The 13,346-nt window shown below is 62.7% G+C and carries 16 protein-coding genes and 1 pseudogene; 13 read left to right on the top strand and 4 right to left on the bottom strand.

All coding sequences use genetic code 11. The features are described from left to right. Positions 1-14 precede the first annotated feature (14 nt). A pseudogene (locus ASC45_RS15970) lies at positions 15-152 on the bottom strand (ComF family protein); the annotation flags it as partial. A 55-nt stretch (positions 153-207) separates the two neighbouring features. Here ASC45_RS15970 and ASC45_RS00635 point away from each other — a divergent pair. From ASC45_RS00635 to ASC45_RS00615, 7 genes are all read left to right on the top strand, one after another. Continuing rightward, entirely contained in the window at positions 208-1,149 is a 942-nt protein-coding gene (locus ASC45_RS00635) for a methyltransferase domain-containing protein (protein ID WP_055449103.1), read from the top strand. Positions 1,150-1,348: 199 nt separating this feature from the next. Then, positions 1,349-1,882: a DUF2244 domain-containing protein gene (locus ASC45_RS00630; protein ID WP_245609898.1), complete on the top strand. Its 534-nt coding sequence runs from the start codon at positions 1,349-1,351 to the stop codon at positions 1,880-1,882. 40 nt (positions 1,883-1,922) lie between these two features. After that, complete coding sequence (gene coxB / locus ASC45_RS00625) at positions 1,923-2,789, top strand: cytochrome c oxidase subunit II (RefSeq protein WP_055449102.1); 867 nt, start codon at positions 1,923-1,925, stop codon at positions 2,787-2,789. A 100-nt stretch (positions 2,790-2,889) separates the two neighbouring features. Next, complete coding sequence (gene ctaD / locus ASC45_RS00620) at positions 2,890-4,521, top strand: cytochrome c oxidase subunit I (protein ID WP_055449101.1); 1,632 nt, start codon at positions 2,890-2,892, stop codon at positions 4,519-4,521. 7 nt (positions 4,522-4,528) lie between these two features. After that, positions 4,529-4,654 (top strand): hypothetical protein, encoded by a 126-nt coding sequence (locus ASC45_RS16115; protein ID WP_281173280.1) that lies wholly within the window; start codon positions 4,529-4,531, stop codon positions 4,652-4,654. A 93-nt stretch (positions 4,655-4,747) separates the two neighbouring features. Then, positions 4,748-4,924, top strand: a complete 177-nt coding sequence (locus tag ASC45_RS15385; RefSeq protein ID WP_245609897.1) for a DUF2970 domain-containing protein — start codon at positions 4,748-4,750, stop codon at positions 4,922-4,924. 11 nt (positions 4,925-4,935) lie between these two features. Beyond that, positions 4,936-5,796, top strand: a complete 861-nt coding sequence (locus ASC45_RS00615) for a cytochrome c oxidase subunit 3 (RefSeq protein ID WP_055449100.1) — start codon at positions 4,936-4,938, stop codon at positions 5,794-5,796. A gap of 53 nt (positions 5,797-5,849) precedes the next feature. Here ASC45_RS00615 and ASC45_RS00610 read toward each other — a convergent pair whose 3' ends face one another. Beyond that, complete coding sequence (locus ASC45_RS00610; RefSeq protein ID WP_055449099.1) at positions 5,850-6,053, bottom strand: twin transmembrane helix small protein; 204 nt, start codon at positions 6,051-6,053, stop codon at positions 5,850-5,852. A gap of 17 nt (positions 6,054-6,070) precedes the next feature. On the opposite strand from ASC45_RS00610, the gene ASC45_RS00605 reads away from it, so the two are divergent. The 6 genes from ASC45_RS00605 (at position 6,071) to gluQRS (ending at position 11,253) form a co-directional block, all read left to right on the top strand. Then, a complete protein-coding gene (locus tag ASC45_RS00605; RefSeq protein WP_055449098.1) occupies positions 6,071-6,868 on the top strand; it encodes an SURF1 family protein in 798 nt (265 codons plus the stop codon). A gap of 60 nt (positions 6,869-6,928) precedes the next feature. Then, the gene (locus ASC45_RS00600; RefSeq protein ID WP_055449097.1) at positions 6,929-7,567 is read left to right on the top strand and encodes an SCO family protein; all 639 of its coding nucleotides are present in this window, start codon (positions 6,929-6,931) and stop codon (positions 7,565-7,567) included. After that, entirely contained in the window at positions 7,564-8,727 is a 1,164-nt protein-coding gene (locus ASC45_RS00595; RefSeq protein ID WP_055449096.1) for a COX15/CtaA family protein, read from the top strand. The genes ASC45_RS00600 and ASC45_RS00595 overlap by 4 nt, the downstream gene beginning before the upstream one ends. Positions 8,728-8,747: 20 nt before the next feature. Beyond that, positions 8,748-9,656, top strand: a complete 909-nt coding sequence (gene cyoE / locus ASC45_RS00590) for a heme o synthase (protein ID WP_055449095.1) — start codon at positions 8,748-8,750, stop codon at positions 9,654-9,656. Next, positions 9,656-10,261: an SCO family protein gene (locus ASC45_RS00585; RefSeq protein ID WP_055449094.1), complete on the top strand. Its 606-nt coding sequence runs from the start codon at positions 9,656-9,658 to the stop codon at positions 10,259-10,261. The genes cyoE and ASC45_RS00585 overlap by 1 nt, the downstream gene beginning before the upstream one ends. A 74-nt stretch (positions 10,262-10,335) precedes the next feature. Continuing rightward, on the top strand, positions 10,336-11,253 hold the full coding sequence (gene gluQRS / locus ASC45_RS00580) for a tRNA glutamyl-Q(34) synthetase GluQRS (RefSeq protein ID WP_055449455.1): 918 nt from the start codon (positions 10,336-10,338) through the stop codon (positions 11,251-11,253). On the opposite strand, the gene ASC45_RS00575 is transcribed toward gluQRS, so the two are convergent. Then, positions 11,231-12,385 carry a pyridoxal phosphate-dependent aminotransferase gene (locus ASC45_RS00575; RefSeq protein ID WP_055449093.1) on the bottom strand — a complete coding sequence of 385 codons (1,155 nt, stop codon included), beginning with the start codon at positions 12,383-12,385 and terminating at the stop codon, positions 11,231-11,233. The genes gluQRS and ASC45_RS00575 overlap by 23 nt on opposite strands. Before the next feature lie 9 nt (positions 12,386-12,394). Next, positions 12,395-13,345 carry a CysB family HTH-type transcriptional regulator gene (locus ASC45_RS00570; protein WP_055449092.1) on the bottom strand — a complete coding sequence of 317 codons (951 nt, stop codon included), beginning with the start codon at positions 13,343-13,345 and terminating at the stop codon, positions 12,395-12,397. Position 13,346 lies beyond the last annotated feature (1 nt).

Below are 13,346 nucleotides of genomic sequence, written 5' to 3'. Positions count from 1 at the left end.
CAGGTTCGGCAGCGGGGCCGCAAAGGCAAGTCCTGTTGCTGGCAGTCGTGGCAAAGCGGCTGGCTGCTGCGGGCATCGCAATGCGCGCAACGGCCCGGCCAGAGCGTTGGCCACGATGAGGCAGGCAAAATACGAGGCTCGCAGGCAGACATCGCCGCACTATATCGCCCGCTCTCGCGGTATTGCCCCTGAACATTGCCACGGTTGATGGATCGCCCCGATCAAGTTCTCGCAGCGCAACAGCAAGCCCGCTGGCTGGCCGCCGTGGCCTGCGCGCGCGACAGGCTGGCCCGGTTTCCGGCGCCCTTCATCTGGCAGGAGGCGGCCAGGCGCATGGCCGAGCGTCTGCCCTTGCTGCGGGCGCAGGCGCGCCGGGTGCTCGACGCGGGCTGCGCGTGGGGCGACGGGCTGGACTTGTTGCGCAAGCAGTATCCCGAGGCGGTGATCCTGGGCTACGAGCCTTCGCCCCGCTTGGCCGAGGTCGCGGCACGGCGCTTTGCCCGGGGCGGGTGGATGCGCTGGTTCGGCCGCTCGCAGACGGTGCAGGTGCAGGCGGTGGATGCTGCCGACCCCGAGTACCCCGCGCAGGCCGACATCCTCTGGTCCAACCTCTATCTCGACTGGCAGCGTGATCGCGCGCCCGTGCTCACCGCCTGGCGGCGCCAGCTCGTGCCCGAGGGCGCGCTGTTTTTCACCACCTTCGGGCCCGATACCCTCAAGGAACTCGGCGAGGTCTGCCGCGCGCTGGGATACCCGTCGCAGCCGATGGCGTTTCCCGACATGCACGACCTGGGCGACGAACTGGTTCAGGCCGGTTTTGCCGACCCGGTCATGGACATGGAACTGGTGCGCATGACCTGGGCCAGCGCCGAGGCCGCGCTGGAAGAATTGCGCGCCCTCGGTGCCGTGCCGCATCCCGCGCATGCCCCTGGCCTGCGCACCCCGCGCGCCTGGCAGCGACTGCTGCGCGCGCTGAACGACACCCGGCAAAGCGACGGGCGGATCACCCTGACCTTCGAACTCGTCTACGGGCATGCGTTTCGCCCTCGCACCGAGCGCGCCCGCGATGGCGCGGCCACTTTCGACCTCGAACAATTGCGCAACACTGCGCGTCAACCCGGATTGCCGGCCCCTCAGCGCAGGCGCTAAAACTGCAACATCGGGTCGCAGTTGAAGTTTGTTACATCAGTGGATCAAGATGTAACGCGCCCATCTTGATATCGCGCAAAAACAAATCAACTGGCGGCTTGAATATGGATGCGACATGATGCCGCACCTATAATCATTGACTCATATAGGTCTGTGTCGGGCGAGCCTCAACGCCGGTCAGTGACTTCAGGTGATGCAAATGCACAACATCGATCATCCGCAAAGCGCAATGGAGCAAGGTCTGCACAGCGCCTCCGTGGGCGAAGCTCGGGTGTTGCATGAGCAGGAGGCCGAAGAGTGCTGGCTGCGGGACTGGGTGTTCCGCCGCAATTGTTCGATGTCGCCGCAGCAGTTGATGGTGTTTTTCGCTTCGCTCTGCGTGGTCTCGCTCATCGTGGCGTCGATCGCCTGGGATGTGGGTGGCGCGCTGGTGATGCCGTTCACGGGCATCGAGCTGGGCGCGGTGGGAACGGCGCTGCTCGTGTATGGCCGCCATGCCACCGACCGCGAGCGTGTGCGTCTGTCGGCGCAGCAGTTGCAGGTGGAGTGGGAAAACGCCGGTGTCGTGCAGTCGGTCAGCTTCAATCCGCAATGGGTGCGGGTGTCGCTGCCCGACAGCGGGCTGATCGAGGTGTCCTCGGCGGGCCGCACGGCCTACATCGGCCGCTATGCCCGACCCGAGCGCCGGGCCGTGTTGGTGAAAGATTTGCGGGCCGCTTTGCGGGCCTTGTGATGTGTTTTAGGGACGAGACCAATTCTTAGAGTGGGGCGACATGAAAGCAATGCATCAAATCCGTCTGGCAACTGCGGCATCCCTTCTGGGAGTCATGGGCGCGGCCCATGCCGCCGTGGAAAGTCTTCCCGGTGGACCGCAGGTTCTGGGTCTGTATTTCCAGAACCCGGTTTCGCCCATCGCCAAGGAAGAAAAGTTCCTGATGGACATGATGCTCTGGGTCTGCCTGGGCATCGGCATCGTGGTGTTCGGCGCGATGTTCTACGCGGTGTTCAAGCATCGCAAGTCGAAAGGTGCGGTGGCTGCGCACTTCCATGAGAGCACTAAGGTCGAAATCGCCTGGACGATCATCCCCATCCTCATCGTCATCGCTATTCTGGTTCCGGCTACGCGCACCGTGATCGCGCAGGAGAACCACAGCGACTCCTTCATGACCGTCAAGGCCACGGGCGCGCAGTGGAAGTGGGGCTATGACTACATGGCCGGTCCGGGCAAGGGCATTTCCTTCTGGTCCACCTTGACCACGCCCTACTCCGAAATCTACGAAGGCAAGGATCTTCCCAACAACTTCGTTCTGGCCGTCGATCACGAGCTGGTCGTGCCGGTGAACAAGAAGATCAAGATCGTCACCACGTCCGACGACGTGCTGCACGGCTTCTATGTCAATTCGCTGGGCGTGCAGATGGATGCCATTCCCGGCTTCGTGCGTTCGACCTGGTTTACCGCCGAAAAGACCGGCACCTACTACGGGCAGTGCGCCCAGATCTGCGGCAAGTATCACGCCTTCATGCCCATCGTCATCAAGGTGGTGACCATGCCTGAGTACGAGCAGTGGGTTGCGCAGTGGAAAAAGGCACACCCCGACAGCACGCCACCGGCCGACGGCGCTGCGCCGAGCAAGACCTGAATACCAAGTAGCGCGGGTGGGGGAGACAACCCATAACAACGCGGCCTAGCAACAAAACGACGTATCAACATTTTCTGGAATGGCAGGAAAGGAAGGCACCATGAGCGCAGTCATCGATCACGCACCGCCATCGGCCCACGCCGGTGACCATGCACACGAACATCCCCACGGCATCCGCCGTTGGCTGTTCTCCACCAACCACAAAGACATCGGCACGATGTACTTGCTGTTCGCCTTGTGGATGTTGTTCGAGGGCGGCATTCTGGCGCTGGCGATTCGCACCGAACTGTGGAAGCCCTACGTCTGGTTGTTGAATCCCGAGTTGTTCAACGCTTTCGGGACCATGCACGGCATCATGATGATCTTCGGTTCGGTCATGCCCGCACTGGTGGGTTTTGCCAACTGGATGATTCCGCTGCAGATCGGCGCTCCCGACATGGCCTTCCCGCGCCTGAACAACCTCAGCTTCTGGCTGCTGATCCCGGCGGGCATTCTGCTGACGGCATCGTTCTTCGTCCCTGGGGGCGCACCCGGCGTGGGCTGGACGCTCTACGCCCCGCTGACCGTTCAGCAGGGCATGGGCATGGATCTGGTGATTTTCGCCATCCACCTGATGGGCGCATCGTCCATCATGGGGTCGATCAACATCATCGTCACCATCCTGAACATGCGCGCTCCCGGCATGACGCTGATGAAAATGCCGCTGTTCGTCTGGACCTGGCTGATCACCGCCTACCTGCTGCTGGCCATCATGCCCGTGCTGGCCGGTGCCGTCACCATGACCCTGACCGATCGCCACTTCGGCACCAGCTTCTTCAGCGCGACCGGCGGCGGTGACCCGGTGCTGTATCAGCACCTGTTCTGGTTCTTCGGCCACCCCGAGGTGTATGTGATGATTCTGCCGGTGTTCGGCATCGTCAGCGCGGTCATTCCTGCGTTCTCCCGCAAGAAGCTGTTCGGCTACAGCTCGATGGTGTACGCCTCGGCGTCGATTGCCATCCTGTCCTTCCTGGTCTGGGCGCACCACATGTTCACCGCGGGCATGCCCACCACGGGCCAGCTGTTCTTCATGTATGCCACCATGCTGATTGCCGTGCCCACCGGCGTGAAGGTGTTCAACTGGGTGGCTACGATGTGGCGCGGCTCCATGACGTTCGAGACCCCGATGCTGTTTGCCGTGGGCTTCATCTTCGTGTTCACCCTGGGCGGCTTTACCGGCCTGATGCTGGCGATGGTGCCCATCGACACCCAGCTTCATAACACCTATTTCGTGATCGCCCACTTCCACTACGTGCTGGTGGCCGGCTCGCTGTTCGGCATCTTCATGGGCTTCTACTACTGGTCGCCGAAGTGGAGCGGGGTGATGTACAACGAAACCGCGGGCAAGATCCACTTCTGGACCTCGATGATTTCGTTCAACATCGCTTTCTTCCCGCAGCACTTCCTCGGTCTGGCCGGCATGCCGCGCCGCTATGTGGCCTACCCGGTGCAGTTCACCGATTTCAACCAGATCTCGACCATCGGTGCCTGGCTGTTCGGTCTGTCGCAGGCGTACTTCCTGTTCGCCGTGGTGATTCCGGTGCTGCGTGGCAAGGGCGAAAAAGCGCCGCAACGTCCTTGGGATGGTGCCGAGGGCCTGGAGTGGGAAATCCCCTCGCCCGCGCCGTTCCACACCTTTGAAACCCCGCCCAAGCTGAATGCCGATGCCACGCGCGTTCTGGGCTACAACTGAAATCGATATGAGCAATCGCCAGCTTCCACCCGAAAAGCGCCGCCAGAATTTCAAGACGGCCATGATCATGGTGAGTATCGCGCTGGCGATTTACCTCGGTTATCTGATCAAGGCAAAGGTTTTGGGTATGTGATTTGCGAGATTTGGCAGGCCAAGGCCTGCCGAATCTCGATCCAGTAGAAAGTGTGTGTTGAGTTCCTCTTCTCGACCTTCTTTCCTGCGCGCAGTGGTGGCCGTACTCTGGTCTTTTGCCGGCATACGAAAATCCAGTGAGCGAAGCAAAGATTTTGAGCATGCAAAACCCGAACACATCATTGCCGCAGGCTTACTCGCCGCAGCAGTCTTTGTGATCGGGCTGATCTTGATTGTCAATTTGGTGATTTCCAGCGCCGCGCGCACATAACAGGAGGCAATATGGCATCTTCAACCCAGCCCCACGGCTACTTTCTGCCTGGGCCATCGCAATTCCCGGTGCTGACCGCCATGGGTTTGCTGGCCATGGCGTTCGGTGCCGGGCTTTGGTTCAACGGTGTGCCGCACATGGAATGGCTGTTACTCGCAGGCTTCCTGTGGGTGGTGTATATCGTGTTCAGCTGGTTCGGCAAGGCCATCGGTGAGAGTGAGTCGGGTAAGCACAACCAGCGCGTGGACACGTCGTATCGCTGGAGCATGGCGTGGTTCATTTTCTCGGAGGTGATGTTCTTCGCCTCGTTCTTCGGCGCGCTGTATTACTCGCGTGAGTTCTCGCTGCCCGATCTGTCGGCGCTGCACAGCAAGATTCTGTGGCCCAACTTCGCGGGAACCTGGCCGTCCACGGGGCCCGGTGGCCTGATTCCTTCCGTGCATGAGGCGCTGGGTCCGTGGCCCATCCCGACCATCAATACGGCGCTGCTGCTGAGTTCGGGCGTCACCCTGACCATCGCTCACCACGCGCTGCGCGCAGCGCATCGGGGCAAGGCGATTTTCTGGCTGGCGCTGACCATTGCGCTTGGCGTGATCTTCCTGTTCATGCAGGGTTACGAATACCACCACGCCTACACGGTGGAGGGCGTGAAGCTGTCTTCGGGCATCTACGGCTCGACCTTCTTCATGCTGACCGGTTTTCACGGTTTCCACGTGTTCCTCGGTGCGACCATGCTGACCGTGGTGCTGATTCGCCTGATCAGGGGTAATTTCACCGCCGATCACCACTTCGCTTTCGAGGGTGCTGCCTGGTACTGGCACTTCGTCGACGTGGTCTGGTTGCTGCTGTACGTGCTGGTTTACTGGCTCTGATGTAGATCAGGCCGAAAAAATGCGCCGCAGAAGCGGCGCATTTTTCTTCGGGCTTACTGCCCGACGTCATGGGGATGAATCCATCCCAATTTGTAACTGATGATCAGAATCAGAAACAGCAAGACCGAGAACCCGACCCTGAAAGTCAGTGCATACACGGCGCGATTGCTTTTGCCTTTATCCTTCATCACAAAGAACAAACCGGAAAACAGGCTCCCGATGATGAGCAGAAAGGCGATGGGGATCAGGATTTTCATGGTGTGAGCCCGTGCAGATGGACAAGCAGATTACCTCAGAATTCAGTGCGGCGAAGGCGGAGAAGGCATTTGGCCCCAAGGAGTTGCTGATCATCATTCTGGGCCTGGTGGTGATCGGGGTGACGATGTCGCTGGGGTTCTGGCAGCTTGGCCGAGCGCACCAGAAAGAAGCCCTGAATCAGCAGATGGATCAGCGCGAGAAGGCGCATCCGCTGCAGGTCGGGCAGGCGGGCATCGATCTCGGCAGTGATGTGTGGCGCCGGGCAAGGGCCACCGGCGAGTTCGCCAGCCAGTGGACGATCTACCTGCAGAATCGACAGCAGGACGAGCAGACGGGTTTCTGGGTGCTGACACCGCTCAAGCTGGCGGGCAGCGATCGATATGTCATGGTGCTGCGGGGCTGGATTCCGCGTAACTTTCAGGCGATGAACCTGCTGGCGCCCTACCAAACGCCGCAAGGATTGACGACCATCGATGGACTTATCGCCCCACCGCCCTCAGAATGGTTCTCGTTTTTCCCGGAGCCGCCGGGTCAGGTGATCCGGCAGAATGTGAACCTCAGCAAATATGCGGCTTTCCATCACATCGAGCTGCTGCCTTATGTGCTGCGCCAGTCGGGTGATCTGAAAGACGGGCTCGGCAGGCAATGGCCGGCGGCGAATACGGGTATCGGCACGAACTACGGCTACGCCGCGCAGTGGTTCGGCATGAGCGCCACGGGCGTGGTGCTGCTGCTGTACTTCTTATACCGACGTCTGCGCAAGGCACGGACCTTGGGCGAGGCCCCGGATCAGGCCATGCCCCGCGCCTCTTGAGCCGACGTTGTCGAATCTCTTTGTGGAATGTCTTCTGACGCACCGATCGTGAGTTCCCCCTTGACTTCAGGCCTTACCCCTCCCGCTCAGCCCCCTGTGCGCAAGCCCCGGTCGATGTGGACGTTGTGGCTGCTGCTTGGCATGTCGGCCGCGCCCATCGTGGCGGCGTTTGTGCTGTTCTACGTCGTGCATCCCTCGGGCAAGCCGCCATACGGTTCGCTGGTCGAACCTCAGCGCCCCATCCCGCTCGACCTCAGCCTGAAGACTCTCGACGGCAAGTCCTACGACCTCAGGCGTCTGGAGGGCTATTGGCTGATGGTGATGGCCGCTCCTGCGGCATGCGACAAGCAGTGCCAGCAATCGCTGTTCTACATGCGACAAATCCGCATCGCCCAGGGCGACAATCGCGACCAGATCGTTCGCGTCTGGCTGGTAACGGACGACGCACCCATCAATCCCGGCGTGCTGGAACCGGCCGAGGGCACACTCATTCTGCGCGGCCAGCCCGGTCAGCTTGCGGCCTGGCTGCCGCATGAGGGCGGGCAGCTACAGGGGCCGACCTGGCTGGTCGATCCCTTCGGCCATCTGATGATGCAGTTTCCGCCCAACCCCGACCCGACGAAGATGAGGCGCGTGCTCGCCAAGTTGCTCTACAACAATGCGGGCATCAAATTCAAGCATGTGGAGCCTGTGCAATGACGATCACCAGCAATGCGATCTGGCAGTTTTCCTTGCACTGGGTGCAGGCGCTGGTGTGGGTGGCCGTGCTCGCCGTGGTGTTCTGGATGGGGCTGAAAATGCGCTGGTCCAAGCTCACCGCCGTGCTGGTGTTTCTCACCCTCGATCTGGTGATGTTCGGCTCTTACGTGCGTCTGAGTGATTCGGGCCTGGGCTGCCCCGACTGGCCCGGTTGCTACGCCAAGTTCACGCCGCTGCAGGCGCACGAGCAGATTGCGCAGGCGGTGCAGGAGCAGGGCGGCACGCAGGGCTATGTCAGCCCGTTCAAAGCCTGGATCGAGATGATCCATCGCTACGCGGGCAGCATCATCGGCACCTTGATCATGGTGCTGCTGGCGCGCGCCATCTGGGCCCGCCGTCACGGCGAGGACATCAAGCTCGGCCTGCCCATTGTGCTGTTCTTCTGGGTGGTGCTGCAGGGCCTGTTTGGCAAGTGGACGGTCACCATGCGGCTGTTTCCGCTCATCGTGACCTTGCACCTCATGGGGGGCATCATTCTGCTCGTTCTGCTGGCCTGGTTCTGGATGCGCAACAGGGCCGATCTGGTGAGCGTGAACGCGGGGACGCTCACGCGCGTCCTCCTCTGGACCGCGCTGATCACCACGGGCCTACAGATCTTCCTCGGTGGGTGGACCAGTACCAACTACGCCGCGCTGGCCTGCAGCGGCTTTCCGACCTGCAATGGCAGTTTCGATCCCACGGCCAACTGGGCACAGGGTTTCACCTTCTGGCGTCACCTTGGCGAAACCGGTGATGGCCAGCCCATCACCGAGGCGGCGCTGGTGGCGATTCAGTGGGGCCATCGCCTGTTTGCCATCGTCACGACGCTGGCGGTGTTCGCCGCCGTGGCGGCGCTGTGGCGCCACCCCGCGCTGCGGCGGCTGGCGGGCTGGATCGCCCTGGCCGTGGTGCTGCAGGTGATTTTTGGCATCACCCTGGTCACGGAGGGGCATCCCCTCGTGGTCGCGGTGGCGCATAACGGCGGTTCGGCCATTCTGATGTTGCTGCTCGCCACGGGCATATATCGGGTCAGTGCCACGGTGCGCAGCACGGCGCCCTCGGAGTCGCTCGGTTCGGCTTTCGTCAAAGTCACACCGGCGCAACCCTTGCCGAAACATTGAGCCTCGGCGCGGAGATTTTCATGGATCAACAAGCTCTCAAGCATTCGCCCAGCCCAGCCCGTGTGGCCGCTCAGCTCTACGCGCTGACCAAGCCCCGGGTGGTGCAGCTCATCGTCTTCTGCGCCGTCATCGGCATGTTTCTCGCCGAGCCGGGGTTGCCGTCCTGGGAGCCGGTCCTGTTCGGCACCCTGGGCATCTGGCTGGTGGCGAGTGCGGCTGCGGCGTTCAATTGCCTGGTCGAGCAGAAGATCGACGCCGTGATGCGTCGCACCGCCTGGCGGCCCTCGGCCAACGGTGAGTTGGGAGCCCCGGCCATCATCACCTTCTCCGGCGTGCTCTGCGCCGTCGGCATGTGGCTGCTTTACACCCAGGTCAACCCGTTGACCATGTGGCTGACCTTCGGCACCTTCGTGGGCTATGCCGTCATCTACACCATCTTCCTCAAGCCAGCCACGCCGCAGAACATCGTCATCGGCGGGGCGTCCGGGGCCATGCCGCCGGTGCTCGGATGGGCGGCCGTCAGCGGCCATGTCTCGGTGGAAGCGATGCTGCTGTTTCTCATCATCTTCCTCTGGACGCCGCCTCACTTCTGGGCGCTTGCGCTGTATCGGGTGGACGACTACAAAAAGTCGGGGCTGCCCATGTTGCCCGTCACCCACGGCTCAGAGTTCACCCGCACGCAGATTCTGCTCTACACCCTGCTGCTGACGGCCGTCACCCTCCTGCCCTATGTGCTGGGCATGAGCGGGCTGATCTATCTGCTCAGTGCGGTCGTGCTCGACGGCATCTTCATCGCCTACGCCTGGGCGCTCAAGCGCAACTACAGCGACTTGCTTTCGCGCAAGACTTTCCGGTATTCGATCCTTTATCTTTCGCTGCTCTTCGCCGCCTTGCTGGTGGATCACTACCTGCGCATTCATTTCGTCTGATGTCCGAGCGTTTCTCTGCCGCCCGCCGTTCTCTTCTCGTCGCCACTGCCCTGGCACCCGTCGTGCTGGCGGCCTGCAGCAAGCCTTATGCGTTTCACGGCGTGGACATCACCGGGGTGCCGTATGCCGATGGCTTTTCGCTGACCGATTTCAACGGCAAGCAACGCACCCTGGCCGACTTTGCCGGCAAGGTCGTGGTGATGTACTTCGGCTACACCCAGTGCCCCGACATCTGCCCGGCGTCGATGCAGGTCGTGGCACAGGCCATGGACGATCTGGGCACCAAAGCCAAGGATGTGCAGTTTCTCTTCGTCACGGTCGATCCCACGCGCGACACGCCGGAGATCCTCAAGGCCTACGTCACGCACTTCAACCCGACCTTCCTGGCGCTGACCGGCACGCCCGAACAGATCGCCCTGACGGCCAAGAACTTCAAGGTGTATTACAAAAAAGTGCCTGGCAAGACGCCCGGAAGCTACACCATGGACCATACGGCCGGTTTTTATGTCTTCGATCCCAAAGGCAAGATCCGCCTGTTCGAGCGTGAAGGCGTGAGTGCCAAAGACCTGGCGCTGGACATCAACGCCTTGCTCGAAGGGCATTGAGCTGCCGCAGGGCGCGGCAAGGCCATTTTGCAGCCGCGATCCTCAAGTCTGACTGGCTCCTGGTGCAGGCTGGCATGACGACATCGCCACCACGCTACGTCGGCAGATTCGCGCCATCGCCCACAGGCCCGCTGCACGCGGGTTCGCTGGTCGCGGCGCTCGCCTCATGGCTGGATGCGCGCGCGCATGACGGCGTCTGGCTGGTACGGGTGGAAGATGTGGACTTCACCCGCAACGTCGAAGGCGCGGCGCAAATCATTCTGCAGCAGCTTGCCGCCTGTGGCCTGCATCCCGATCAGCCGCCGGTGTGGCAATCACAGCGCGGCGCGCTGTATCAGCAGGCGCTCGATGCCTTGATCGGCGCCGATCGCGCTTACCCCTGCGGCTGTTCGCGCTCGGACATTCTTGCCGTGCTCGCCTCGGAGAACCGCCTACCGGCGCGCGGCCAGGAAGCGATCTACCCAGGCACCTGCCGCAGCGGATTGCACGGGCGCAGTCCACGTTCCTGGCGGCTTCGCCTGCCCGACGATGACGGGCAGCCGCTGATCTGGTTCGACCGACGCCTGGGCGAGCAATCGCAAATCCTCAGTCTGGAGTGTGGCGACTTCGTGCTCAAGCGTGCCGATGGTGCCTGGGCGTATCAACTGGCCGTGGTCGTGGACGATGCCGAGCAGGGCGTGATCGATGTGGTGCGCGGCGAGGATCTGGCGACCTCGACCGCCAGGCAGATCGCCCTGCAACGCCTGCTGGGCCTGCCCACTCCGCGCTATCTGCACACTCCGCTGGTGCGCGGCGAAGATGGCGAGAAACTCTCCAAGCATCAGGGCGCCGAAGCCTTCGAACCGGGCTTGGACAGCGTGAAGGCTGCGCTTGCCGTGCTCGGCTTCGAACTCCATGCCCACACCTTGCCCGAACTGCTGGCCCAGGCGGTTTCAGCCTGGCGTCTGCGCTGGGGCGGCGAGGCAGTCCCTACAGCGAACGCAGGCGGGTGATCGCCTCGTCGAGCGTGGCGTCCTGCTTGGCAAAGCAAAAGCGTGCCACGCCGCGTTGCCGCGCGTCGGGCTCAAAGGCCGAAAGTGGAATGGCCGCAACCCCGACCGACTCGGTCAGCCAGCGGCAGAACGCCTCGTCCGGCAAATCACTGATGGCGTTGTAGCGCACGCACTGGAAGTAGCTGCCACTGCAGGGCAGCAGCTCGAAGCGGCTGTTGGCCAGTCCGGTGCGGAAACGATCGCGCTTGGCCTGGTAGAAGGCGGGCAGTTGCAGGTAGGGCTGAGGGTCGGCCAGATAGGCGGCCAGGCCGTGCTGCATGGGCGTGTTGACGGTGAAGACATTGAACTGATGAACTTTGCGGAACTCGGCAGTGAGTGGTGCCGGGGCCGCGACGCTGCCGACTTTCCACCCGGTGACATGAAAGGTCTTGCCGAAACTCGATACGACCAAGGCGCGCGCGGCCAGTCCTGGAAAGCGCGAGGCGCTCTGATGCTGCGCGCCGTCGAACACCATGTGCTCGTACACCTCGTCGGAGATGAGCACGATGTCGGTGGGCGCGAGCAGCGCGTCGAGCTGGCGCATGTCGTCCTCGCTCCAGACCGTGCCGCTGGGGTTGTGCGGACTGTTGATCAACAGCGCCCGTGTGCGCGGCGTGATGGCCGCGGCGATGGCGTCGAAATCGGGCCGGAAATCCGCTGTCAAAGCAACCGTGCGGGCCACGCCGCCGCACAGCGCGATATTGGGCAGGTAGCTGTCGTAACACGGCGTGAGCACGATGACCTCATCGCCCGGATGCACCACGGCGAGCAGGGCGGTGAAGATGGCCTGGGTGGCGCCCGCCGTGATGGTGATTTCCGTATCGGCGTCGTAGCGATGGCCATAGAGCAAAGCGATCTTGTCGGCCACCGCCCGGCGCAACGCGGGCACCCCGGCCATGGGCGGATATTGATTGGCACCCTGGCGCATCGCCTGATCCACCGCGTCGATGAGCCGCGGGTCGCAGGAAAAGTCGGGAAAGCCCTGGCCGAGATTGATCGCGCCATGCTGCTGCGCCAGCGCCGACATGACGGTGAAAATCGTGGTGCCGACCTGCGGCAGGCGGGATGCGAGGTGTGGGGTGTGGGCTGTCATGCGTTGAGGTCAGATGGAAAACACGTCCTGCCCGTCGAGCTCGCCCCGCAGGGTCTGTTCCACGAGTTTGCGCGGCAGGCGCGGAGAAATCAGCTCAGTGAACAGCGGCACGAAGCTGCGCTGCAAAACGCCCCGCTTGAACGCCACGCGCGTGAGCTGCTGGCCGAACAGATGACCGGCGGGCAGGGCGCGCAGCGCAGTGTCGCGCTCGGGCGAAATGGCCATTTCCGCGATCAGGCCTACCCCCAGCCCCAGCTCGACATAGGTCTTGAGCACGTCGGAGTCGAGGGCTTCGAGGACGATCTGTGGCTGCAGATTCGCATGGGCGAAGGCTGCATCGATCTGGCGTCTGCCGGCAAACGCCGGCTCATAAGTGACCAGCGGGAAAGTGGCCAACTCGGCCAAGGTCAGCTCGGTGCGATCGCACAGGGGGTGGCTGTGCGGCACCACGGCCAGGTGCTGCCAGCCGTAGCAGGGCAGGGTGAGCAGATCGGGCGAATCCAGCAGCGACTCACTGGCCAGACCGAGATCGGCACGCTCTTCGCGCACGGCCTGCGCCACCTGATCGGGCGTGCCCTGCAGCAGTTGCACCTGCACCGCGGGCATGCGACGGCGGAACTCGGCGATCACCCAGGGCAGCTTGTAACGCGCCTGCGTGTGCGTGGCCGCCACCGTGAGCTGGCCGGCGTCGCGGGCCGCATAGTCTTGGCCGATGCGCTTGAGGTTGGCGACTTCGCGCAGGATGATGTCCACGCTGCGCAGCACCTCCACGCCGGGCTCGGTGAGCCTGCGGATGCGCTTGCCGTGACGGCTGAAAATCTCCACACCCAGCTCGCTTTCCAGCTCGATGATGGCCTTGGAGACCCCGGGCTGCGAGGTATGCAGCGCCCGCGCCGCCTCGGTGAGGTTGAGCTTGCGGCGCACCGCCTCCTGCAGAAAACGGAACTGGTGCAAGTTCATC

Source organism: Thiomonas bhubaneswarensis (assembly GCF_001418255.1).
Lineage (GTDB): Bacteria > Pseudomonadota > Gammaproteobacteria > Burkholderiales > Burkholderiaceae_C > Thiomonas > Thiomonas bhubaneswarensis.
The sequence above is the reverse complement of the archived record's forward strand: the minus strand, read 5'-3'. Positions and strand labels throughout refer to the sequence as shown.

Excerpts from the sequence above, each read along its gene's own strand:
- ASC45_RS00610 (WP_055449099.1), bottom strand. The coding sequence starts at position 6,053 with ATGAAAATCCTGATCCCCATCGCCTTTCTGCTCATCATCGGGAGCCTG.
- ctaD (WP_055449101.1), top strand. The coding sequence starts at position 2,890 with ATGAGCGCAGTCATCGATCACGCACCGCCATCGGCCCACGCCGGTGAC.
- ASC45_RS00575 (WP_055449093.1), bottom strand. The coding sequence starts at position 12,385 with ATGACAGCCCACACCCCACACCTCGCATCCCGCCTGCCGCAGGTCGGC.
- ASC45_RS00570 (WP_055449092.1), bottom strand. The coding sequence starts at position 13,345 with ATGAACTTGCACCAGTTCCGTTTTCTGCAGGAGGCGGTGCGCCGCAAG.
- ASC45_RS00595 (WP_055449096.1), top strand. The coding sequence starts at position 7,564 with ATGACGATCACCAGCAATGCGATCTGGCAGTTTTCCTTGCACTGGGTG.
- ASC45_RS00635 (WP_055449103.1), top strand. The coding sequence starts at position 208 with ATGGATCGCCCCGATCAAGTTCTCGCAGCGCAACAGCAAGCCCGCTGG.
- ASC45_RS00605 (WP_055449098.1), top strand. The coding sequence starts at position 6,071 with ATGGACAAGCAGATTACCTCAGAATTCAGTGCGGCGAAGGCGGAGAAG.
- cyoE (WP_055449095.1), top strand. The coding sequence starts at position 8,748 with ATGGATCAACAAGCTCTCAAGCATTCGCCCAGCCCAGCCCGTGTGGCC.
- ASC45_RS00615 (WP_055449100.1), top strand. The coding sequence starts at position 4,936 with ATGGCATCTTCAACCCAGCCCCACGGCTACTTTCTGCCTGGGCCATCG.
- ASC45_RS00585 (WP_055449094.1), top strand. The coding sequence starts at position 9,656 with ATGTCCGAGCGTTTCTCTGCCGCCCGCCGTTCTCTTCTCGTCGCCACT.
- gluQRS (WP_055449455.1), top strand. The coding sequence starts at position 10,336 with ATGACGACATCGCCACCACGCTACGTCGGCAGATTCGCGCCATCGCCC.
- ASC45_RS00630 (WP_245609898.1), top strand. The coding sequence starts at position 1,349 with ATGCACAACATCGATCATCCGCAAAGCGCAATGGAGCAAGGTCTGCAC.
- coxB (WP_055449102.1), top strand. The coding sequence starts at position 1,923 with ATGAAAGCAATGCATCAAATCCGTCTGGCAACTGCGGCATCCCTTCTG.
- ASC45_RS16115 (WP_281173280.1), top strand. The coding sequence starts at position 4,529 with ATGAGCAATCGCCAGCTTCCACCCGAAAAGCGCCGCCAGAATTTCAAG.